At 67.6% G+C, this 21,216-nt stretch carries 23 protein-coding genes; 14 read left to right on the plus strand and 9 right to left on the minus strand.

Going from position 1 to position 21,216, the window contains the following annotated elements:
- Window position 1: 1 nt before the first annotated feature.
- Together JF781_RS21810 and JF781_RS21815 are read right to left on the minus strand one after the other, a co-directional pair.
- Window positions 2-1,063 (minus strand): dihydrodipicolinate reductase, encoded by a 1,062-nt coding sequence (locus JF781_RS21810; protein WP_225329524.1) that lies wholly within the window; start codon window positions 1,061-1,063, stop codon window positions 2-4.
- A gap of 73 nt (window positions 1,064-1,136) precedes the next feature.
- Entirely contained in the window at window positions 1,137-2,129 is a 993-nt protein-coding gene (locus JF781_RS21815) for an LLM class flavin-dependent oxidoreductase (protein ID WP_225329523.1), read from the minus strand.
- A 265-nt stretch (window positions 2,130-2,394) separates the two neighbouring features.
- On the opposite strand from JF781_RS21815, the gene JF781_RS21820 reads away from it, so the two are divergent.
- Together JF781_RS21820 and JF781_RS21825 are read left to right on the plus strand one after the other, a co-directional pair.
- Complete coding sequence (locus JF781_RS21820; RefSeq protein WP_225329522.1) at window positions 2,395-3,489, plus strand: dihydrodipicolinate reductase; 1,095 nt, start codon at window positions 2,395-2,397, stop codon at window positions 3,487-3,489.
- Between the two features lie 66 nt (window positions 3,490-3,555).
- A complete protein-coding gene (locus tag JF781_RS21825) occupies window positions 3,556-4,695 on the plus strand; it encodes a MalY/PatB family protein (protein WP_255642188.1) in 1,140 nt (379 codons plus the stop codon).
- Window positions 4,696-4,716: 21 nt separating this feature from the next.
- On the opposite strand, the gene JF781_RS21830 is transcribed toward JF781_RS21825, so the two are convergent.
- Window positions 4,717-5,445: a DUF2652 domain-containing protein gene (locus JF781_RS21830; RefSeq protein WP_225329520.1), complete on the minus strand. Its 729-nt coding sequence runs from the start codon at window positions 5,443-5,445 to the stop codon at window positions 4,717-4,719.
- A gap of 111 nt (window positions 5,446-5,556) precedes the next feature.
- On the opposite strand from JF781_RS21830, the gene JF781_RS21835 reads away from it, so the two are divergent.
- The 6 genes from JF781_RS21835 (at window position 5,557) to JF781_RS21860 (ending at window position 10,395) form a co-directional block, all read left to right on the plus strand.
- Window positions 5,557-6,462: a haloalkane dehalogenase gene (locus tag JF781_RS21835; protein ID WP_225329519.1), complete on the plus strand. Its 906-nt coding sequence runs from the start codon at window positions 5,557-5,559 to the stop codon at window positions 6,460-6,462.
- Window positions 6,463-6,642: 180 nt separating this feature from the next.
- Window positions 6,643-7,128, plus strand: a complete 486-nt coding sequence (locus JF781_RS21840; protein ID WP_225329518.1) for a MarR family winged helix-turn-helix transcriptional regulator — start codon at window positions 6,643-6,645, stop codon at window positions 7,126-7,128.
- Between the two features lie 199 nt (window positions 7,129-7,327).
- Window positions 7,328-8,044, plus strand: coding sequence for an NAD(P)-dependent oxidoreductase (locus JF781_RS21845; protein ID WP_225329517.1), 717 nt, complete (start codon window positions 7,328-7,330; stop codon window positions 8,042-8,044).
- A gap of 19 nt (window positions 8,045-8,063) precedes the next feature.
- On the plus strand, window positions 8,064-8,432 hold the full coding sequence (locus JF781_RS21850) for a DoxX family protein (protein WP_225329516.1): 369 nt from the start codon (window positions 8,064-8,066) through the stop codon (window positions 8,430-8,432).
- On the plus strand, window positions 8,429-8,854 hold the full coding sequence (locus JF781_RS21855) for a hypothetical protein (protein WP_308011589.1): 426 nt from the start codon (window positions 8,429-8,431) through the stop codon (window positions 8,852-8,854). Before JF781_RS21850 ends, JF781_RS21855 begins: the two co-directional genes overlap by 4 nt.
- A complete protein-coding gene (locus JF781_RS21860) occupies window positions 8,851-10,395 on the plus strand; it encodes a multicopper oxidase family protein (protein WP_225329514.1) in 1,545 nt (514 codons plus the stop codon). The genes JF781_RS21855 and JF781_RS21860 overlap by 4 nt, the downstream gene beginning before the upstream one ends.
- Before the next feature lie 30 nt (window positions 10,396-10,425).
- Here JF781_RS21860 and JF781_RS21865 read toward each other — a convergent pair whose 3' ends face one another.
- Window positions 10,426-11,154, minus strand: a complete 729-nt coding sequence (locus tag JF781_RS21865; RefSeq protein ID WP_225329513.1) for a 3'(2'),5'-bisphosphate nucleotidase CysQ — start codon at window positions 11,152-11,154, stop codon at window positions 10,426-10,428.
- Between the two features lie 173 nt (window positions 11,155-11,327).
- Here JF781_RS21865 and JF781_RS21870 point away from each other — a divergent pair, with 173 nt between their 5' ends.
- Entirely contained in the window at window positions 11,328-11,891 is a 564-nt protein-coding gene (locus tag JF781_RS21870; RefSeq protein ID WP_225329550.1) for a hypothetical protein, read from the plus strand.
- A gap of 32 nt (window positions 11,892-11,923) precedes the next feature.
- Here JF781_RS21870 and JF781_RS21875 read toward each other — a convergent pair whose 3' ends face one another.
- Complete coding sequence (locus tag JF781_RS21875; RefSeq protein WP_225329512.1) at window positions 11,924-13,099, minus strand: thiolase family protein; 1,176 nt, start codon at window positions 13,097-13,099, stop codon at window positions 11,924-11,926.
- Between the two features lie 153 nt (window positions 13,100-13,252).
- Here JF781_RS21875 and JF781_RS21880 point away from each other — a divergent pair, with 153 nt between their 5' ends.
- From JF781_RS21880 to JF781_RS21890, 3 genes are all read left to right on the plus strand, one after another.
- Window positions 13,253-14,383 (plus strand): NDMA-dependent alcohol dehydrogenase, encoded by a 1,131-nt coding sequence (locus JF781_RS21880; protein WP_225329511.1) that lies wholly within the window; start codon window positions 13,253-13,255, stop codon window positions 14,381-14,383.
- Window positions 14,384-14,412: 29 nt separating this feature from the next.
- A complete protein-coding gene (locus JF781_RS21885) occupies window positions 14,413-14,805 on the plus strand; it encodes a hypothetical protein (RefSeq protein ID WP_225329510.1) in 393 nt (130 codons plus the stop codon).
- A 160-nt stretch (window positions 14,806-14,965) separates the two neighbouring features.
- On the plus strand, window positions 14,966-15,862 hold the full coding sequence (locus JF781_RS21890) for a DMT family transporter (protein WP_225329509.1): 897 nt from the start codon (window positions 14,966-14,968) through the stop codon (window positions 15,860-15,862).
- Here the strand turns inward: JF781_RS21890 and JF781_RS21895 are convergent, their stop codons facing one another.
- Window positions 15,863-16,222 carry a VOC family protein gene (locus JF781_RS21895; RefSeq protein WP_225329549.1) on the minus strand — a complete coding sequence of 120 codons (360 nt, stop codon included), beginning with the start codon at window positions 16,220-16,222 and terminating at the stop codon, window positions 15,863-15,865.
- Window positions 16,223-16,340: 118 nt separating this feature from the next.
- Here JF781_RS21895 and JF781_RS21900 point away from each other — a divergent pair, with 118 nt between their 5' ends.
- On the plus strand, window positions 16,341-17,087 hold the full coding sequence (locus tag JF781_RS21900) for a sensor domain-containing protein (RefSeq protein ID WP_225329508.1): 747 nt from the start codon (window positions 16,341-16,343) through the stop codon (window positions 17,085-17,087).
- 35 nt (window positions 17,088-17,122) lie between these two features.
- On the opposite strand, the gene JF781_RS21905 is transcribed toward JF781_RS21900, so the two are convergent.
- The 3 genes from JF781_RS21905 to htpG all read right to left on the minus strand — a co-directional run bounded on the left by JF781_RS21905 (window position 17,123) and on the right by htpG (window position 20,411).
- Window positions 17,123-18,148, minus strand: a complete 1,026-nt coding sequence (locus tag JF781_RS21905; protein WP_225329507.1) for a TIGR03617 family F420-dependent LLM class oxidoreductase — start codon at window positions 18,146-18,148, stop codon at window positions 17,123-17,125.
- Between the two features lie 42 nt (window positions 18,149-18,190).
- Window positions 18,191-18,406, minus strand: coding sequence for a hypothetical protein (locus tag JF781_RS21910; protein ID WP_225329506.1), 216 nt, complete (start codon window positions 18,404-18,406; stop codon window positions 18,191-18,193).
- A 70-nt stretch (window positions 18,407-18,476) separates the two neighbouring features.
- Window positions 18,477-20,411, minus strand: coding sequence for a molecular chaperone HtpG (gene htpG, locus JF781_RS21915; RefSeq protein WP_225329505.1), 1,935 nt, complete (start codon window positions 20,409-20,411; stop codon window positions 18,477-18,479).
- A gap of 114 nt (window positions 20,412-20,525) precedes the next feature.
- On the opposite strand from htpG, the gene JF781_RS21920 reads away from it, so the two are divergent.
- Window positions 20,526-21,146, plus strand: a complete 621-nt coding sequence (locus JF781_RS21920) for a TIGR03085 family metal-binding protein (RefSeq protein ID WP_225329504.1) — start codon at window positions 20,526-20,528, stop codon at window positions 21,144-21,146.
- Window positions 21,147-21,216: the final 70 nt, after the last annotated feature.

Consider the following 21,216-nt stretch of genomic DNA (forward strand, 5'->3'; position numbering starts at 1 on the left):
TTCAGTCGAAGGCGTAAAGCGGCAGCGTCATGGGAATGTCCAGCGAGCTGAGCAGGCCCGCGGGCGCCGCGACCACATACGGGATCGCGTTGACGACCCGCATCGCCGTCGACGCCATGGCGGCGTGCCCGGCGCCGTGGCCCGCGGCCTCCCCCATCGTCATCTCGCAGTGCACGTCGGGATCGCCGTCGATGTCGACCCGATAGGTGGCGTCGGACTCCGAGGTCGGCCAATCGGGCGCGACGTCGCGGGCCATCCGGATGACGTGCTCGATGACGATGGCCTCGCGGCCGTTCACCACGCCCGCCGCCCGCGTCCGCACGGCAGCGCAGGTGCCCGCCTTGATGGTGCCGAATGCCACCTCGATGTCGCGGTCGGTCAGCCGTCGGTCCAGCGACCCGCACACCTCTTCCACCTCGACCCCGAGACCGCTGGCGATCAGGTATATCGGTGCCTTCCAAGCTATTTCGATGAATCCGGGGGTGGCGAGCATCGGTTGGAAATCCAGCGGGTGGCCGAAACCCATCCCGTTCATCATCACGTCGGCCACCGGATAGTGGTCGTTGAGGGCGACCTCGCTGGCGGTGATGGTCCGGATGCGCTTCGACTGCGTCGTCATCAGCAGCGCGAGCTGATCGGAGGCGAATCCCGGAAAGATGCCGGACGCGTAGAGCGAGGCACCGCCGGCCGTGGCCGCCGCCTCGAGCTGGTCGCGCCAGTCCGGGGCGAAATACGACGGCGGATGCACCAGGCTGGTCGACGACGTCGACACGACGTTGATGCCGGCCGTCAGCAGCCGCACATAGTCGGGCACTGCCGCCCCGTCGCGCTCCGGACCGCTGGCCGCGTACACCACGCAGTCCGGGGCCAGGGCGATCAGGGCGTCGGCGTCGTCGGTCGCCGTCACGCCGAGCGGGTCGCCGCCGGCCAGCTCGCCGGCGTCGCGACCGACCTTGTCCGCCGAATGTACCCATACCCCAACGAGTTCCAGATCCGGGCGTCGGCGGACGGCGTCGATCGCGACCTTGCCGACGCCGCCGGTGGACCACACGACAACCCGCATAGCGCTTCTCCTCACCTGTTCTGCGCCGAGGGTGAATCCTGCGACGCGACACGCCGCCACGGCGTCGTGGAATTCACTCTCGCGGCCCCGCTGAATCGTGCGCGCGGGTGGCGGCGCGCGCGGCGCGTTCTAGATAGGGCCAGGCAACGTCGGGTGCGATGCCGCCGCACAACGGGTGCAGGGGCAGCGGCCGGCCGCCACGGACGTACTCGGTTGCCTCGTCGGGAGTGAAGATGCGGTAGGGGCCGCCCTCGTCGCGCAGTGCGTCCACGCTGTCGGCCCGGGTGATGCTGGCCACCGAGTCGTCATCGGGGCGGTAGGAAGCGGCCATCACGGCGTCGTGCACCAGGTGCGGACCCAGGGCATCCCAAGCCCGGTCCACGTCGTCGGCGACGAAAACCGTTGTGGGGTGGCCGGGGACGGGAAACTGGACGATGCCGGGTTCATGCCCGTGGGCCCGGCACTGCGCCTCGTAGAAATCCTTGAGGGTCGGCGATTCCGTTTGGGACACGAAGCCCAGGCCGAGCCTGCCGGCGCGCCGCGCGGCGGCTTCGGTGCCCCCGGCGATGAGCATCATCGGCCCGTTGGGCGACGCGCACGCGGGTGTGACACGCACCGTGCGGCCCTGGTATTCGACGGCCTCACCCCGAACCAGCGGGCCGAGCACGGCGAGGATTTCGTCCGCTTTTCGCCCGCGGGTGGCCATGTCGGCGCCGAAGTGGTCGTACTCCTCGCCGCGGTGCCCGACGCCGAACACATAGGACACCCGCCCCCGGCTGATCAGGTCCAGCACGGTCATTTCCTCGGCGAGCCGGACCGGGTCCCACAGCGGAATCGGCACCGCCGCCAGCAGGATTGCCAGCGTACGGGTCCGGGCCGCGATCGCCGACGCCAGCAGCAACGGCGCCGGCAGGTGGCCGTCGTCGGCGCCGTGGTGCTCGGAAAGCACCGACATCACGGCGCCGCGCGTCTCCGCCCACGCGCACATGTCGATGGCCGCCGCATACAGATCGGTGGGCGGCGCGCCCCAACCGGGCGCGCGCATGTCGAACCTGAGCGTGAACATCAACTCCCGCCCGCGCTCCGCTGAGGATCGGGCGTAGTGCCCGCCTCGCAGCGACAACGCGGTCCCGAATCGTCGCCCGGAGGCGGGAAAAACCCTGATTCGGCGCTCACCGCTGCAGACTAACCTAAAATTTGTTCGTTAAGATAGTGCTTGCTTTCCTAACCTGAAACCACCCGCATTGGCGCGCACGTCGCGAACGCACGAAAAGCGCGGCGGCCCTTAGCCTTACACCGCCGGCGGGCGGATGAACCTGAGGAGGAACGAGATGACAACACATCGCGTGGTGGTGTGGGCGACCGGCGGCATCGGCTCAATCGCGATCCGCGCCCTCTCGCGGCGCCCCAATCTGGAACTGGCCGGCGTCTGGGTGCACTCGGACGAAAAGGTCGGCAAGGACGCGGGCGAACTGGCCGGGGGCGAGCCGATCGGCCTGGAAGCCACCAACGACGCGGACGCGCTGATCGCGCTGAAGCCCGACTGCGTCATCTACGCGGCCAGCGGCCCGGAACGCGACGCGTTGGCCATCCCCGACTACGTCAGGCTGCTCGAAGCCGGGATCAACGTCGTGACGACCAGCACCACGCGGCTGGTCAACCCGCACGCCTACGAACCCGCGGAATGGCGCGACCAACTCGTCGCCGCCGCCAAGCAGGGCCAGGCGTCGCTGTACGCGTCGGGGATCGAGCCGGGCTTCGCCGCCGACTACCTGCCGCTGGTGCTGTCCACCCAGTCGTCGTTCATCGAAAAGATCCACTCGTTCGAGATCGGCCTCTACGACGACTACGGGGTGCCCGACATCATGAGCGACGCGCTGGGTTTCGGCCGTCCGCTCGACTACCAACCCTGGATCAGCTATCCCGGCGCGATCGCCGGCGAATGGCAGGGGCAGATCCGGTTGATCGCCGACGCGTTGGGGGTCGAAGTCCAGGAAGTCCGCGAGAGTTTCGATCGCGCCGTCACCAACCGGACGCTGGAAGTCGCGATGGGTACCGTCGAGGCCGGAACCTGTGGCGCGCTGAGGATGCAGGCGATCGGGGTGGTCGGCGGTCGCGAAGCCATCGTCATCGAACACGTCACGCGGCTGGCCCACGACGTCGCGCCCGACTGGCCCACCGGGATCGGCGATCTGTCCTATCGCGTCACGATCACCGGCGACCCCGACCTCGACTGCACCCTGGCGGCGACGTTGCGCCATCCCGGCAGGGCCGGGATCGCGGGCATGACCTCGGGGGCGGGCGCCATGGTCGCCACCGCGATGCGCGTCGTCAATGCCGTGCCCTATGTCGTTGCCGCCGAGCCGGGATTGCTCAGCTCGGTCGACCTGCCGTTGACGATTCCGAAGCACGCGTTCGCCACCTAATCTGCCCGAGTGACGTTTAATCCCCTCGAGGAGCTCACGCTCGCGCAACTGCGGCTTCGCACCAGCATGAAATGGCGGGCACACCCCGCCGACGTCCTGCCGCTGTGGGTCGCCGAGATGGACGTCAACCTGCCGCCGACGGTGGCCGAGGCGCTGCGCAGGGCCGTCGACAACGGCGACACCGGATACCCCTGCGGCACGGCGTTGGCGGAGGCGGTCGGCGCGTTCGCGGCGCGGCACTGGCAGTGGCATGACCTGGAGGTGGGCCGCACCGCGCTCGTACCCGACGTCATGCTCGGCATCGTCGAGGTGCTGCGCCTGGTCACGGATCGCGGTGACGCCGTCGTCGTCAATCCGCCTGTCTACGCACCGTTTTACGCGTTCGTGGCGCACGACGGTCGGAGGGTGATCGAAGCGCCGCTCGCCGAGGGGCGGATCGATCTGGAGGCGTTGGAGGAAACCTTTTCCCGGGCCCGCGCGACGCACGGGAACGTGGCGTACCTGTTGTGCAATCCGCACAACCCGACCGGCACGGTGCACACCGCCGAGGAGCTGCGCGCCGTGGCCGAGCTCGCGCGCCGATACGGCGTCCGGGTGGTGTCCGACGAGATTCACGCGCCCGTCATCCTGCCGGGATCGCGCTTCACCCCCTTCCTGACCGTCCCTGGAGCGGAGAACGCCTTCGCCCTGACGTCGGGGTCCAAGGCCTGGAATCTGTCCGGACTGAAGGCGGCCCTGGCCATCGCCGGGCCGCAGGCGGCCGCCGACCTGGACCGGATGCCGGAGGAGGTCAGTCACGGGCCCAGCCACCTCGGCGTCATCGCCCACGCCGAGGCGTTCCGCAGCGGTGACGATTGGCTCGACGCGACGCTGAGGGGCCTCGACGAGAACCGGAAACTGCTGGGCGAGTTGGTCGCCGAGCACCTTCCGGGCGTGAAATACCAATGGCCACAAGGCACTTACCTCGCGTGGCTGGACTGCCGAGCACTCGGTGTCGACGAAGAGGTCAGCGATGGCCTCGCGGTGGTTGCCGACCTGTCCGGACCCGCCCGCTGGTTCCTCGATCACGCCCGGGTGGCGCTCAGCTCCGGACACGTGTTCGGTACCGGCGGAGCCGGGCACGTGCGACTGAACTTCGCCACCTCGCGCGCCATCCTCACCGAGGCCGTGTCGCGCATGGGCCGCGCCCTCGCCGAGGCTCGATAGCGCCGCGGCCGCGGCCTTCGGCTACGCGGAGATTTCTTCGGCCCCTCGCCCCAGGTTCCGGAACCCTTCGGCGGGCTCTTTCATGCCCAGGGTGAACGGCAGGGTGTTGAACTCGAGCTTCATCGTCGCGCCGAGTCGGCGCAACAAGCTGCGCTCGGGCGCCACGGCCGGAAGCTGCAGCGCCGCGAGGTCGATGTAGTGCGTCGATGTTTCGCCGATGCCGTCAAACACGTGGAGCATGGGTGTGCACAGCCCACGCATCTGCTCGTCGAGGCATGCCGCGACGGGATCGGTCATGAGTACGTATTCGGCAACCGGCACGGTGTTTTTCAGCATTCGGTGCACCAGGATGACATCGAGGCCGGCGAGCTCGGTATGGCGTTTGACCCTCTGATCCGCCACCTCGCCCACGTGCACGACGAACTTGAGCGACAGGTTCTCCAGCTGCGAGCAACTCGCACACTGGCAGGCGATGTCGTTTTTCAGACGCTCCCGCCGCTCCAGGAACGACGTGCGCATCCGTGACAGCCGCTCGCACACCACCACTTTGGCGTTGGTGTCCGGCGCCCAGAAGAACGCGGCGTCGCCCTCGAGCTTGGCGAGTTTCAGACCCTTGGCGGCGTTGATGACCGACTCCAGCAGGCCGGCTACCGTCAGCTGGGCATGGGCAAGGTGCGTCCGGTTCCACTGCATGTAATGCGTGTAACCGCCGATGTCGGCTATGAGCAGAACCGCGCGCCGAATTGCCATGAATAAGCCAGTTTAGTGGCCTGCGCGGCGTAGCTCAATGAATCTCCCACTAGACGAAAGCGCGCCGGCGAGAGAGGCTAGCAGAGGTGCCGGTTCACCGGAGGAGCTGATATGCATGTGCTGCGAACCCCGGACTCCCGATTCGAAAACCTGGAGGGCTACCCGTTCGTAGGGCACTACCTCGACGTCAAAGCAAGCGACACCCGGCCGCTGCGCATGCACTACCTCGACGAGGGGCCGATCGAAGGGCCCCCGATCGTCCTGCTGCACGGCGAGCCCACGTGGAGCTATCTCTACCGCACCATGATCACGCCCCTGGCCGACGCCGGGAACCGCGTGCTCGCGCCCGACCTGATCGGCTTCGGCCGTTCGGACAAGCCCAGCCGGACCGAGGATTACACCTACCAGCGGCACGTGGAATGGGTGATGATGTGGTTCGAGCACCTCAACCTCACCGATGTCACGCTGTTCGTGCAGGACTGGGGATCGTTGATCGGGCTGCGCATCGCCGCCGAGCAGCCTGACCGCGTCGGGCGGCTGGTGGTGTCCAACGGGTTCCTGCCCACCGCCCAACGGCGCACCCCGGCCGCCTTCCACGCCTGGCGCGCCTTTGCGCGCTACTCCCCCGTGCTGCCCGCGGGCCGCATCGTCGGCGCCGGGACCGTCCGCAGGGTGTCGTCGAAGGTGCGGGCCGGGTACGACGCCCCCTTCCCCGACAAGACGTATCAAGCCGGGGCCCGCGCGTTCCCCCAGTTGGTCCCCACCTCGCCCACCGATCCGGCGATTCCGGCCAACAGGCGGGCGTGGGACGCGCTCGGCCGATGGGACAAGCCGTTCCTTGCCATCTTCGGTGCCCGCGACCCCATCCTGGGGCAGGCGGACACACCGCTGATCAAACACATTCCCGGCGCCGCGGGCCAGCCGCACGCCCGCATCAACGCCAGCCATTTCATCCAAGAGGACCGCGGACCCGAACTGGCCGAACGCGTCCTGTCGTGGCAGCAGGCCTTGCTCTGAGAGGCCTTGATGCGCTGGGGCTCTTTCGGGAGCGAGCGCGACGGGATCTACGCGCGACCGGCAACCGCGGAGAAACTGTACCGGCCGATGACGATCTTGTAGGATGATAATCCTCGCGCCGGCAACGCTTCACACGTAAAGCATTGCGGCGCAAAAAGTCCAGTACTCCAGGAGCCGACGTTGCCCAAGCCGACGAGTGAACACCACTCCGGCATCGCTGAACTCGACGAACGAATCCCGTTTCTCCTCGCCCAGCTCGGCGCCTATGTCAGCAGCGACTTCCAGCGCCGCCTTTCGTCGATAGGGGCCGATCCCCGCACGTACGCAGTTCTGCTGGCGCTGGCCAGCGCCGACGGCCAGTCTCAGCGTCAGCTCTCCGAACGCCTCGGGATCCACCGCAATGCCATGGTCGTGGTCATCGACCAGCTTGAACAGCGAGGGCTCGCAAAGCGGTTGCCGCGCCCCGAGGATCGGCGCGCGGTCGCTGTCACGCTCACCGCCAAGGCCCGCCGCCTGCTGCCCGCGCTGCATGAGCAGGGCCGTGACCTCGAAAACGAAATAGCCGCGCCCCTGTCCGCGAAAGAACGCGCCACGCTGCGCCGCCTTCTTCAACGCGTCGCCACGGGCGCAGGGCTCATTCCCGGAGTTCATCCCCAATTGGCATGATCGCCGGTCATTGACCGAGCGGCGCGACGAGCAAAGCCCTCGTCAGCCGCTTCTCCGCGTCACACGACGCGAAATCACCACCACCTTGCTGCCGACGCCGATTCAGCGCGGCCTCAGTCCCCTCCATTCAATCTGGCACCACACGTGATTGTCATGTAGCGTGATAATCATTAATCGTGACTACTTGGGGAAGTGAACGATGAAGACGGTCATCTTCGGCGCCAATGGGCCAACCGGTCGACTCGCCGTCCGATGCGCGTTGACTGCCGGCCACGCAGTGACCGCCGTGACGCGTCATCCACGCGAATTCCCGATCGCCCACCCGCAATTGACGGTTGTGGGGGCCGATGTGCGGAATGACTCCGCCGTCCATGCGGTCATCGCGGGAGCCGACGCCGTGGTCTCGGCGCTCGGGGTGCCGTTCACCCGCCGCCGGGTCGACACCTATTCGGCCGGAGCGACCAACATCGTCAACGCCATGCGTGCGTCGGGGACGCGCCGCCTCATCGTCGTGAGCTCCACGTCGGTACATCCCACGCGACGCCTTCACGCCCCGCTCACGGTGCGACTGGTCGACCCCGTCATCAGGACGACGATCGGTAAGACGGTGTACGACGACATGCGTCGCATGGAATTCATCGTGTGCGACAGCGGTCTCGATTGGACGATCGTGCGGCCCTCCGGCCTGTTCGACCTGCCCGAACCGACCGATTACAGCAGCGGACCCGTCGAGCCGGTGGGCGCGTTCACCGCACGCATCGACTTGGCCGACTATCTGGTTTCCCTCGTCGCCGACTCGACTTCCGTCGGCCGCATCGTGGTCGTCTCGACGACCCAGTCCACCCCGACCCTGTGGCAAATGCTGCGCCGGGAGGCGCTGTCCGCCAAAGACTCTGACTCCATACCGAAACGATGAATCCCCCGAGGAGGGCACGGTGCACGCCGCATATCTGATCGTGACATTCATTGCGATCGCCTTCGATGGATTCTCGGGTGTCGCGGCGCTGGTGCACTTCGCGCCGATTCTGCCCGGGATGCAAAGCGCGGGCGTGCCGGTGTCGTGGTTGAGGTTTCCAATCGGCACCCTGAAGACGTTGGGAACCGTGGGACTCATTGTGGGCCTGTGGATTCCCGCGATAGGCATTGCCGCTGCCGCGGGGCTGGTGATCTTTTTCGTGTGTGCGGTGTACACCCACGTGCTGGCCCACGACATCAGCGGTCAGATGATGTTCGGCGGATTCCTGCTGGCGCTGAACTGCGCCGCCCTCGGTGTCGCGATCGCAGCACACCCGGCGGTCCTGTGAACGCCGATGTGCGGCAAGGCCCGACCGCACGTGGGCCGCTGCTGTTGGCGCGCGCCAGCACCGCGTTGATGGTGGTGCTCGCGCTCGTACAGGCAATCTTGGCGGGCGACTTTCTCGGCGGCCAGTACGACGCGCTGATGCTGCACGCGCTCGTGGCGAGAGCGATCACCATCACGTCCGCGGTGCAAGTCGTCATCCTCGCCTGGATCTGGCGCCTCGGCGGCCCGCGGGGCGCGTTCTTGGGCGGCGTGGCGCAGACGTTGTTGCTCGTCGCCGAGTTCGCCGCAGGCGAATTGCGGTTGACCGCCGTACACATCCCGCTCGGTGTGCTGCTCGTCGCCGGGATTGTCCAAGTGGCGATGGCGATCTGGCGTACCCCGCTACCGGCTCGGCGCCCCGCCGCCGGCGAGGTAACGCCGTGAAGCGGCGCACCCTGCTGCGCGCCGGCCTGCTCACGGCGGGCGTCGGTGTCGCAGGAGCGGGATGGCCCGCGGCGCAGATGGCGCTGGGTCCCGCCGAGCCCGGCAAGCTGCTGCGCAGCCAGGTACCGCTGCCGCCGCGTTACCAAGCGCGGTTGCCGATCCCAATTCAGCTGTCCCCCATCGCCAGCGACGCCGCGAGCGACTATTACGAGATCACCCAGTGCGCCGCCGATCTGCCGATACTGCCCGGCCTCACGACGCACGCCTGGACGTATGGCGGAACCTTTCCCGGGCCCACAATCGTCTCTCGGTCGGGTCGGCGCACCGTGATCCGCCACCACAACGCCTTACCCGTTCCCGTCGCTGTGCACCTTCACGGCGGCCACACCCCACCCGACAGTGACGGTTATCCGCTCGACCTCATCGAGCCCCAGGGCGCGAAGATTACTGACGGCGACAGCGGCATGGCCTCGGGGATGTCACGCAACTCCGTTGTCGGGCAACGCGAATACGTCTACCCCATGCAGCAACGCGCGGCGACGCTGTGGTATCACGACCACCGAATGGGCTACACCGGCCAAGCCGTCTGGCGAGGGCTGGCCGGATTTCACATCGTCCACGACGATGAAGAGGCCGACCTCCCACTGCCGAAAGGTGATCGCGACATCGCTCTGATGATCACCGATCGATCGTTCGCCGCGGACGGCTCGTTCCAGTACCCGCTCACCGACGGAGGTGACGTCGCCGCCCCCTATATGAACGGCGTGCTGGGCGACGTCGTACTGGTCAACGGCGCGCCGTGGCCCGTGCTGGACACCGACCCCGCGCGGTATCGATTCCGAATACTCAACGCCTCCAACGCCCGCCGCTACCGATTGCGGCTCGACCCACCGCCGCCCGAGGGACCGGCATTCACCCAGATCGGCAGTGACGGTGGCCTTCTGGCCGGTCCGGTCACGCATGACGAGATTGACATCGCGCCGGCCGAACGCTTCGACGTCGTCGTCGACTTCTCTCGCTATCGTCCCGGCACCCGGGTACGGCTCCTCAACACCCTTGGTACACAGACCACTACGCACGTGATGCGCTTCGACGTCATCGGCGCCGACCGATCGGACGAATCAACCGTTCCCGAACGGCTCAGCGAAACCTGCGCTCCCCTGGACCGCAGGCGTGCCACGACCACCCGCACCTTCCTGTTCGGACAAGGCCGAGCCGGTGTGTGGACGATCAACAACAAGCCCTACGCGCCCGGCTCCCCGGTCGCGACACCGCGCATCGGTGACGTCGAAATCTGGCGTTTCATCACCGATGTCCGGCATCCAATCCACGTCCACCTCAACCCGTTTCAAGTCTTGTCGCGCAACAACAGGCCACCGGGGCGCTTCGATCGCGGTTGGAAAGACACCATCGACGTGGCACCCGCCGAAGCCGTGGAAGTGATCGTGCGGTTCACCGACTATCGCGGAACCTATCTGGTGCATTGTCACAACCTCGAGCACGAGGACATGGCCATGATGGCCGACTTCGTCACGGTCTAGCGATCGCTTGGATGCGGGCCGGCGGGAATGTCAGCGGGTAACCGCGAGTACGGCTTCCGCGAGCTCGGGACGGCACACCACGAGGTCGGGCAGCTTCGGGTCCGGTTGGTTGTAGGCCAGGGCGGATCCGTCGATGCGGGAGGTGTGCAACCCTGCGGCGCGTGCCACCGCCACCGGGGCCGCGGAGTCCCATTCGTACTGCCCGCCGGCGTGCACGTACACATCGGACAGGCCTTGGACGATCGACGCCACCTTGGCGCCGGCCGAACCCATTTCGACCAGGACGCCGTCCAGGGCGTCCCGGACGTTCAACGCGATGGCGGGTGGGCGGGTGCGCGAGACCACGATGCGCGGCTTGCCCGGCGCCGCCGGAGGCGACGCGATGTCGGGAGTGGCGAAGGTGATGCCCTGCGCCGGCAGCGCCACGGCGCCGGCAGTCAGCTCGCCGGCCTCCCAGAGCGCGACGTGCACCGCCCAGTCGTCGCGCCCGAGCTCGGAGAATTCCCGCGTCCCGTCCAGCGGATCGACGATCCAGACACGCTCCGAGCGCAACCGCACCGGGTTGTCGGCGCCCTCCTCGGACAGCACCGCGTCACCGGGGCGCTCCGCGGTGAGCGCCGCCATCAGAAAGTCGTGGGATCGCTTGTCCCCCGCCGCTTTCCGTTCGCTAGCTTCCGCATCGGCGAACTCTTGCCGGACCCCGAGCAGCAGCTGACCGGCCTCGGCGGCCAACCGCGCGGCCAGATCATGATCATTCATCGGCGTCTCCACGGAATCCTCAATAAGTTGGCAGTGATGACCAACTTTACCCTCAGTAGCTGCGGCGGGCGGGCGCCACCCCCGACGAAGAATTCGTCCGTAATCTGGTGGACGTGAGCGGCAACGCCAACGTTCCTTTATCGCAGCGGTTGCGGCACATCTCGCGGGGGCGCTTGATCGCGATCGGCATTGCGGCGGTCGTGCTGGTCGGGGTATTGGCCGTCGTGGGGGTGCGGGTAACCGAAGGCAATCAACGCGCGACGGGCCCCACTACCAGCCCACCGCCGTCGGCGCCGGAGAACTTCGCCATCCCCGGCTGCTACAACCCATCCGTCCCGCCGGTCCCGCGTCCCAAGAAACTCAACGTCCTGGGCTGCGCCAGCGTGGCGATTGCGCTGCAGGACATGTCGTGGAACTCCTGGGGACCCCAGGGCGCCGACGGGACCGGCACGGCGGTGTTCAAGCTCTGCGACCCGAATTGCGCGACCGGATCTCAGCTGACCGAGCCGGTGGTGGTGCACGCGTGGAATCCGCAGCCGCCCCGGCGCGAGGCCATCTGCCAGGCCGGCCTGGAGATCTTCGCCGACATGATTTTGGCGTTCCCCAAAGACGTCCCACCGCCGACCGTGCAACAGATGAACACCCAGTACGACGGAAAACCGGCGGTGCACTTCGCCAACTACGCCAGCGGCGACACGCGCGGCACCCAGTTCATCGGCTACACGTTCTGTAACTGACGCGAGGCTGAACCTGAAGGCGCCGACCCGCGCTAGACCTCGATGACGACAGCGCCGCCCTGGCCGCCGCCGGCGCACATCGCCGCGACGCCGATACCGCCGCCGCGGCGGGCCAGCTCGTAGGCCAGCGTGGTCACCATGCGCGCGCCGGAGGCCGCGATGGGGTGGCCGAGGCTGCAACCACTGCCGGAGAAGTTCACCTTCTCCTCGTCGAGGCCGTACTCCCGGCATGCCGCGATCGGCACGGACGCGAACGCCTCGTTGATCTCCCACAGCGCCACGTCGCCGGGCGACAACCCGGCGCGCTGCAACACCTTCCCGATGACCTTGACCGCACCCAGGCCGCAGTCCCGCGGCGGCACGCCCGCCGCGGCCCACGCCCTGACCGTGCCCATCACGTTGAGCTTCTCGGCCTCGGCGTACTCGCGATCGACCAGCGCGACCGCGGCCGCGGCGTCGTTGGTGCCGCTGCTGTTGCCCGCCGTGATCGAGAAGCCCTCGATCTCGGGGTGCAACACCTTGAGGCCGGCCAACTTTTCGACGGTGGTGTCCCGCCGCGGGTGCTCGTCGACGGCGAACTCGATGACCGAACCGTCCGCCTGCGAAATCTTCAGCGGCAGGATCTCGTCGACGAACTTGCCCGCATCCTGGGCCGCGACGGCCCGCTGGTGCGAGCGGGCCGCCCACGCGTCCATCTCCTCGCGCGTGATGCCCACCGTCTGGGCGGTGTTCCAGCCGACCGTGATCGACATGTCCTTGGCGGGCGCGTCGGGCGTCTCGACGTGCGTCGGCGGCATCCAGCGCTCCTCGAACTTCAGCTCGGGCCCGGGGATGCGCCAGTTGGTCAGCGGTGTCATCGACAGCGACTGCACGCCGCCGGCGATCAGCACCCGTTCCATGCCGGAGCCGATCTGGGCCGCCGCGTTGCCGATCGCGGTGAGGCTGCCCGCGCAATGCCGGTTGACCGACTGGCCGGGAACATGCTCGAGGCCGGTCGCGGTGGCCGCGTACCGCGCGAGATCGCCACCGCCGTAATGGGATTCGGCGAAGATGATGTCGTCGATGGCGGCCGGGTCGACACCGGATCTGCGCACGACCTCGGGAAGCACCGCGGTGATCAGTGTCTCGGGCGGCGTGTTGACAAGCGTTCCCTTGAAGGAACGGCCGATCGCCGTTCGGACGGCTCCGACGATTACGGGTGTACCCATGTTTTCAACCTCGAGCGGTCTGGCGGCGTTCAGTCGCGGCGAATCGTTTCAAATACTGTATAGACAATAGTATTGGTCTAAGTTCGGTGGGGGCCGGTCTGTGACCGCGCTAACAATTAAGCGGTTAGTACACGTTTCCAGGAGGCCTCCCCGTTGAAAACCAAAGGCGCCTTGGTCTGGGACCTCAACGAACCGTGGGTGATCGACGAGATCGAGATCGGCGATCCCCGCCGCGGCGAGGTGACGGTCCAGTTGGAGACGGCCGGTTTGTGCCACTCCGACCATCACTTGCTGACCGGTGACTTCCCCATCCCGAGCTTCCCGGTGCTCGGCGGGCACGAGGGCGCCGGCATCATCACCGAGGTCGGCGACGGCGTCGAGCACCTGGCCGTCGGCGACCACGTGGTCATGTCGTTCATCCCGTCCTGCGGCAAGTGCACGCCGTGCCAGGTCGGATTGCGCAACCTGTGCGACTTGGGAATGGGGCTGCTGTCGGGGGCGTCGGTCTGCGACGGGTCCTTCCGGGTGACGGCCAAGGGGCGCGATGTCGTGCCGATGTCGCTGCTGGGCACGTTCGCGCCCTACGTGGTGGTGCACCACACCTCGGTGGTCAAGGTCGACCCCGCGATCCCGTTCGACGTGGCCTGCCTGGTGGGCTGCGGGGTGACCACCGGCTATGGCTCGGCGGTGCGCAGCGCGGCGGTCGGGCCCGGAGAGGACGTCGCGGTCGTCGGCGCCGGCGGCGTCGGTATCGCCGCGATACAGGGCGCCCGCATCGCCGGGGCCCGCCGCATCTTCGCGGTCGATGCGTTCGAATGGAAGCGCCAGCAGGCGTTGAAGTTCGGTGCGACCGAAGCGTTCGCGGACGTCGCCACCGCCGCCGCAGCGATCGCCGAGACGACGTGGGGGGTGATGTGCCCCAAAGTGATTGTCACGGTGGGTCATTGCGACGGCCGCGACGTCGAGGCGTGGATGGGTCTGACGGCCAAGGGCGGCACGTGCGTGCTGACGGCCATGGGCAACGTGATGGCCACCGACACCACCCTCAACCTGGCGGGGCTGACACTGCTGCAGAAAAGCTTGCAGGGCAGCCTGTTCGGCGGCGGCAACCCGCAGCACGACATTCCGGCCATCCTGGAGCTGTACAAGTTGGGTCAGCTCAACCTCGATGACATGGTCACGCGCGAATACAGCCTCGAGGAGATCAACGACGGCTACCGCGACATGCTCGAGGGGCGCAATGTCCGCGGCATCATCCGCTTCACCGACGCCGACCGGGCGTAAGCAGTGGACGCAATGGGCACAATGTCTTCATGACAACCAAACCCCTCGCTGGCGGTGACGCCACCCAGCAACTCGCCTACCGTGTGGCGGCGATGCTGCTCGGCATCGGCACCCTGCACTTCGTGGCGCCCAAACCGTTCGACTCGATCATCCCCGTCGAACTGCCCGGCAGCCCGCGGCTCTACACCTACGGATCCGGAGTGGCGGAGCTGGCGATCGGGGCGCTGCTGGTGCCGCGACGCACCCGGCGAACCGCCGCGCTGGCCGCCGTGGCCCTGTTCGTCGGGGTCTTCCCGGGCAACGTCAACATGGTCCGGTTGTGGTGGAACAAGCCGTGGGCGATGCGGATCGTCGCCCTGGCGCGGCTGCCGCTGCAGATTCCCATGATCACCACCGCGCTCAAGATCCGGCGCGACAGCTGACGCGCGCGTCGCGGCATCACCCGCCCCCATGACCACGGAGGTCACACCGGGCGCGTCGGCCCGCCGGGGAGGCGCACGTTGCCCCTGTGACCGGGGCGCCGTGACGTCGCTACCGCAAAGCCGTTGCGGCGCAAGCGGTTGATCGTCGAGGGAAGGACCAGTGGACAAGACAGCCATTGCCGCGGCGCTCGCGATTGCGGCCGCCTTGATGGTGGGCATCGGAGACGTCGCCCAGCAGCGATCCGCTCAGCAGGTCACCGACCAACCGGTGGGCACCGTCGCGCTGTTTCGCCGGCTGCTGCGCGATCGCCGATGGTGGGCGGGCAGCCTGGTGGCCGCCGCCGGCTTCGGGTTCCAGGCCGCGGCGCTGGGCGTGGGCTCGGTGGTGCTCGTGCAGGCGCTGTTGGTGACGTCGCTGCTGTTCGCGTTGGTCATCAGCGCGAGGGCGAACCACCGCAGAGTCACGCGCCGGCAAGGGATTTGGGCCGCGTTGCTGGTGGCCGCGGTCGCGGTGATCGTGACGGTCGGTGACCCTCAGGCGGGGACCCCGCGCGGGTCGGTGCAGACCTGGACCATCGTGGCGCTGGTCATGGGCCCGGCACTGATCCTGTGTGTGATCGGCGCGCGCATGTTCCCCGGTTCGGTCGCCGCGTTGTTGCTGGGCCTGATGTCCGGTTCGCTGTGGGGACTGTTTTCGGTCGTGACCAAGGGCGTGGTCGACCAGCTCGACCGCGGCGTCCCGGCGTTGGTGCGGACGCCCGAGATGTACGTGTGGATCGCACTGGCGATCGCGGCGACCGCCTGGGAGCAATCGGCGTTTCGGGCCGGCCCACTCACCGCGTCGCTTCCGGCGGTGACCGTCGCCGAGCCCGTCGTGGGATCGATGCTCGGCGTCACCGTATTGGGCGAGACGCTGCACACCGACGGCGCCGGCCTGGTGGCCTTGGGCATTTCGATCGCCGTGATGGCGGCGGCGACGGTGGCGCTGGCCCACAGCCAGGCCACTTCCGCCCCGTCGGGTGACGAAAACCCCAGTCTCTCAAGGGAAACGGCCTGATCAGGCCAGGGGCGAGCCGACCCGGTGCGCGGTGCCGTCGGGATCGACATAGGCGAATTCCCGCAAGCCGTAGGGCGTGTCCTGCGGCGCGACCAAGCGGCCCTCGAGGTTCTCCAGCGCGGACCACTCGGCGTGGAGGGCGTCGGCGTCGCTGACGTAGAAGTACACGCTCGCGGCGGTGCGCAACGGGTCGTGTTCGTCCCATTCGCTGAGGTGCAGCGACACCGACCCGCGGTCGACGAAGCCGTAGCGGTCCGGGCCGTCGTATGCGCGGGCGTCGAACCCGAGTCGCCGGTAGCGGTCCAGGGCGACATCGAGATTTCGAACGGGGACGATCGGCGCGACGGAAGCGAAGTTCACTGCGGACACCCCGCGAAGATAGCGCTTCGCTGCGAACCGGCACGCCACGCCCGGTGCTGTCGTATGCTCCCCGCAAACGACCCCTGAGGAGTCGGCTCAAGCAGGAAGGGCACCCACCATGCGCCAGCTAACTGCCGCCGTCGCCGTCGCTGCTGCCGGGATCCTCGTCGCCGGGTGCGGTGGCAGCAGCGCGGGCGACACCGCCGCGTCGTCGAGCGGCACCACCGCGTCGCCGAAGACTCCCCTCGCGAAGGGTGCGCTGCCCGATGTGATGCTCACGCCCGACGACATCGACAGCGCGCTGGGCACCAGGGGAACGACGAGCGATCCGCCGTTCACCAACCTCGGCGAAGACCCGGTGCACCGCACCGACTACACATTCCCGCCCGAATGCAAGTACACGATCCATGCCGGGTTGGCCTCCGAATACGCCGACAGCGGAAGCACCGCCGTGTACGGCTACCACGACCTCGCGCCGACTCCCACCGGCGCCAGCCAACTGGAAAGCCCTGACGTCTACCAGTTTGTGGTGTTGTTTCCCTCCCCCGAACAGGCGAACGCCTTCTTCACCACGTCGTCCCAGCGCTGGCCCGCCTGCGCCAACCGCCAGGACACCGTCCCCGCCGACGGCACCCACCCCGAACTCCAGTGGAAGGTGGGGTCGGTGTCCAACGCCAATGGGGTGCTGAGCGCTCCGGTGACCGTGACCGTCAACGGGGACGGCACGAACGTCACGATGCCCTGTCAGCGGGCCCTGACCGCCCGCCGAAACGTGGTCGTCGACGTCGACGCGTGCCGCAAGGACGTCGGGGACCTCGGCGTCACCATCGCCAATCAGATCGCCGCCAAGGTCGACAAGCAGTAGCGGCCCGGGCACGCCGACCCCAAACGCCTTCTGCCCTAAGCCTGTTGGCGGCGCCGGATGCGGCGGGCCACCTCGCCGTAGCGCTCGAAGCGATCCTGATCGGCCACGGAGTTGTACATCACCAAACGCGTGGCCATGCCGGCGTATTTGTCGGTCAACGCGTCGGCCAGCCCGTCCCAGCTTGACTCGGTGGCGAAGACGGCGATGTGGTCGTCGCTGACCTGCGCCGCCATGCTGGCGAAGTCTCCAGCCTTCTGCTTCTCGCGGATCCGGGCGGTCGTCCCCTCGAAACCGGCCTCGTCCCAAATGAACGCGTAGTTGGGCGTGCTGCCGTAGAACGCCATGCTGGCGCGCACGACTTCGCGCTGCTTGTCGCGCTCTTCGTCGCTGTCACCGACGATCGTCATGACGGGCACGATGATCGCGAGGTCCGACACCGAGCGCCCGGCCTTCGCCGCCCCCTCGGCGACCGTCGGCAGCACGTGACGGGCCAGGTATCCCGGCTCACCGATCGGGTGGACGTGCACCCCGTCGGCGACCTCGCCGGCCATCCGCAGCATCCACGGATTCACCGCCGCGATATCGACTTTCGGGTCGGGAGCGCCGATGGGGCCCGGGCTCCACTGCGGGGTGATGAAGTCGAGATCGTAGAAGTCGCCGTGGTGGTCGAGCGTCCCCGAGCGAAACGCCGCGAAACACGCCTTCACGGCGAGCAGGTAGTCGCGCAGCCGGGGCCCGGGCCGCTCGAATGCCGTGCCGTAGCGCCGCACGACGTGGGTGCGCACCTGAGTTCCCAAACCCAGCCGGAACTTTCCCTTGGTCGCTTCCTGCAATTCCCATGCCGCGGCGGCGGTGACGAACGGGCTGCGCGGGAAGGCCACCGCGACACCCGTGGAAAGTTCGAGATCGGGCGCGGCCTGCGACGCGACGGCGGCGTTCAGATAGGCGGTGCGACCCGTCTCGGTGAACAACAGACCGGAGAAGCCGGCGGATTGGGTCCGGCGGGCAAGCTCGCCGATCTGACCGAGCGGCTGGGGCGTCGTCATCGCGTCGACATGCATGGGGGGAGCCTACGTGGTCGACCGCGCGCGTCGATCGTCGATTCAGCGCTTCATCGGCCGGCGGCTCACCGGTGCGGTAAAGCCTTCGGTGTCATCGAAGAAGGCCCACTGCCCGTCGTCGTTGACCTCCATGCGCCAGCCCAGCTCGGTGTTGCCGCCGACCGAGTGGACGAACCAGGCGTGGGCGGCCTCCGCGTTGGCGAAATTCTTCGTCGCGACCACCCGCCCGTGCGGGTCGATGACGCGAAACTCAGCCATGGGACCTAATTATCCCCGCCCGCGGCGTTTCAATCCGCAAAACTTCGCCATCTGGCGGCGAAGGCCCGGTCTACACCGTGCGGGCCAACCGATCGGCCAGCATCTCGGCAAACCGTGCGGGATCGTCGAGCGCGCCGCCCTCGGCGAGAAGCGCTGTGCCGTACAGCAATTCGGCGGTCTCGGCGATCGAGGGGTCGTCACTGCGGTCCTGGTGCGCCTGGCGCAGGCCCGTGACGAGCGGGTGGTTCGGATTGAGTTCGAGGATCCGCTTCCCCACCGGGATGTCCTGCCCCGAGGCGCGGTAGAGGCGCGCGAGCGCCGGTGTGATCCCGAAGGCGTCGGTGATCAGGCAGGCGGGCGAGTCGGTCAGCCGGGTGGAGAGCCGAACCTCCTTGACGTGGTCGGCCAGGGTGTCCTTCATCCAGGTGAGCAGGTCGGCGAATTCCTTCTGCTGCTCTTCGCGCTCGGCCTCGCTCTCCTCGCCCTCGGCGCCCAGGTCCACCTCGCCCTTGGCGATCGACTGCAGCGGCTTGCCGTCGAATTCGGTCACCGTTCCCACCCACACCTCGTCGACCGGGTCGGTGAGCAGCAGCACCTCGTAGCCCTTGGCTTTGAACGCCTCGAGGTGCGGCGACTTGAGGATCTGCTGTCGCGTCTCCCCCGTGGCGTAGAAGATCTGCGTCTGACCGTCCTTCATGCGCTCGACGTACTGCGCGAGCGTGGTCGCCTCCTCCTCGCTGTGTGTCGAGGCGAACGACGAGATCTGCAGCAGCGTCTCCTGGTTGTCGAAGTCCGACAGCAGACCTTCCTTGACGACCCTGCCGAATTGGGTCCAGAACGTCCGATAGTCGTCGGGGCGCTCGGACTGCAGATCCTTGATGGTGGACAGGACCTTCTTGGTCAACCGGCGCCGGATGGCCTTGATCTGCCGGTCCTGTTGCAGGATCTCACGCGAGACGTTGAGCGACATGTCTTGTGCGTCAACCACACCCTTGACGAAGCGCAGGTATTCGGGCATGAGTTGGTCGCAGTCGCCCATGATGAACACGCGCTTGACGTACAGCTGGATGCCGGTCTGGGCGTCGCGGTTGAACAGATCGAACGGCGCGTGCGACGGAATGAACAGCAGCGCCTGGTATTCGAAGGTGCCCTCGGCCTTCATCGCGATGACCTCGAGCGGGTCGTCCCAGGCGTGCGCGATGTGCTTGTAGAACTCCTTGTACTCCTCCTCGGAGACCTCGTCTTTGGGCCTGGCCCACAGCGCCTTCATCGAGTTGAGGGTCTCGGTCTCGATGGTGACGGTCTCCTCGCCACCCTCCTCGCTGGCCGGTTCTCGGCGCTCGACCTGCATGCGAATGGGCCAGGCGATGAAGTCGGAGTACTTCTTGACCAGGCCGCGGAGCTTGAACTCCGAGGTGTAGTCGTGCAGCTCATCCTCGGCGTCTTCGGGCTTGAGGTGCAGGGTGACCGACGTCCCCTGCGGCGCATCGTCGATCGATTCGATCGTGTACGTGCCCTCGCCGCTGGATTCCCATTTGGTGGCGTCGCTTTCGCCGGCCTTGCGGGTCAGCAGTTCGACCTTGTCGGCCACCATGAAGCTCGAATAGAAGCCGATGCCGAACTGGCCGATGAGTTCCTCGGAGGCGGCCTCGTTCTTGGCGTTCTTGGCCTCGCGGAGTTGCTGGCGCAGCTCGGCGGTGCCCGACTTGGCCAGCGTGCCGATCAGGTCGACCACTTCGTCGCGGGTCATGCCGATGCCGTTGTCGCGGATGGTCAGGGTGCGCGCCTGGTGGTCGACGTCGATCTCGATGTGCAGGTCTGACGTGTCGACGTCGAGGTCCTTGTTGCGGAACGCCTCGAGCCGCAGCTTGTCCAACGCGTCGGACGCGTTGGAGATCAGCTCCCGCAGGAACGAGTCCTTGTTGGAGTAGACGGAATGGACCATCAGATCCAGCAGTTGGCGAGCCTCTGCCTGAAACTCCAACTGCTCGACGCGCGCGTTCATGGCTTCTCCTACATCTCCTTTCCAGGGCCGGACGGTCTCAAATTTACCGAGCCGCCGGCCGTCGGTGTTCGGTGGACCCGTCCTGCTCGGGGGTGAGCGCTCTACGCTGAACCCATGTCTGTTGCTCAACGCGAACGCGCCGCCCTCGTGGACACCATGCGCGGCGTCGGTCCGGACGCGCCCACCCTTTGCGAGGGCTGGACGACGCGGGACCTTGCCGCCCACCTGGTGATCCGGGAGTATCGCCCCGACGCCGCCCCGGGCATCCTGATCCCGTTCTTCGCCTCCCACACCGCCAAGGTGCAAACCCAGGTGAGCGAGCGAAACGAGTGGGACGCGCTGGTCGACAAGGTCGCCGCAGGCCCGCCGGTCTACTCACCGCTCAAGCTGCTCGACCCGGTGGCCAACGTCGCCGAGATGTTCATTCATCACGAGGACGTGCGCCGCGCGCAGCCGGGCTGGCAGCCGCGCGCGCTGGAGCCCGCGCTGGCCAAGATGCTGCGCCGCACTTTGCCGCTGATGGCCCGGCTGACCCTCGCCAAGGTGCCCGCCCGGGTGGCGTTGCGCACCCCGGAGGGCAAGACGCTGCTCACCGCCGGCCAGGGTCCGGCGGTCACGGTGACCGGCGCGCCCGCGGAGCTGTTGCTGTTCTCCGTCGGGCGCGCGGCGCAGGTCGAGTTCGACGGCGACGCCGCGGCGGTGCAGGCAGTTCGCGATGCGCCCAAGGGGCTATAGCGCGGACCGCCTCCGCTGGGGAATCGCGGGAATCGCGCCGCGGGCGTAACGCCACGGCGAAAAATTCAGC

This window comes from Mycobacterium sp. WUMAC-067 (assembly GCF_020217485.1).
Taxonomy (GTDB): Bacteria; Actinomycetota; Actinomycetes; order Mycobacteriales; family Mycobacteriaceae; genus Mycobacterium.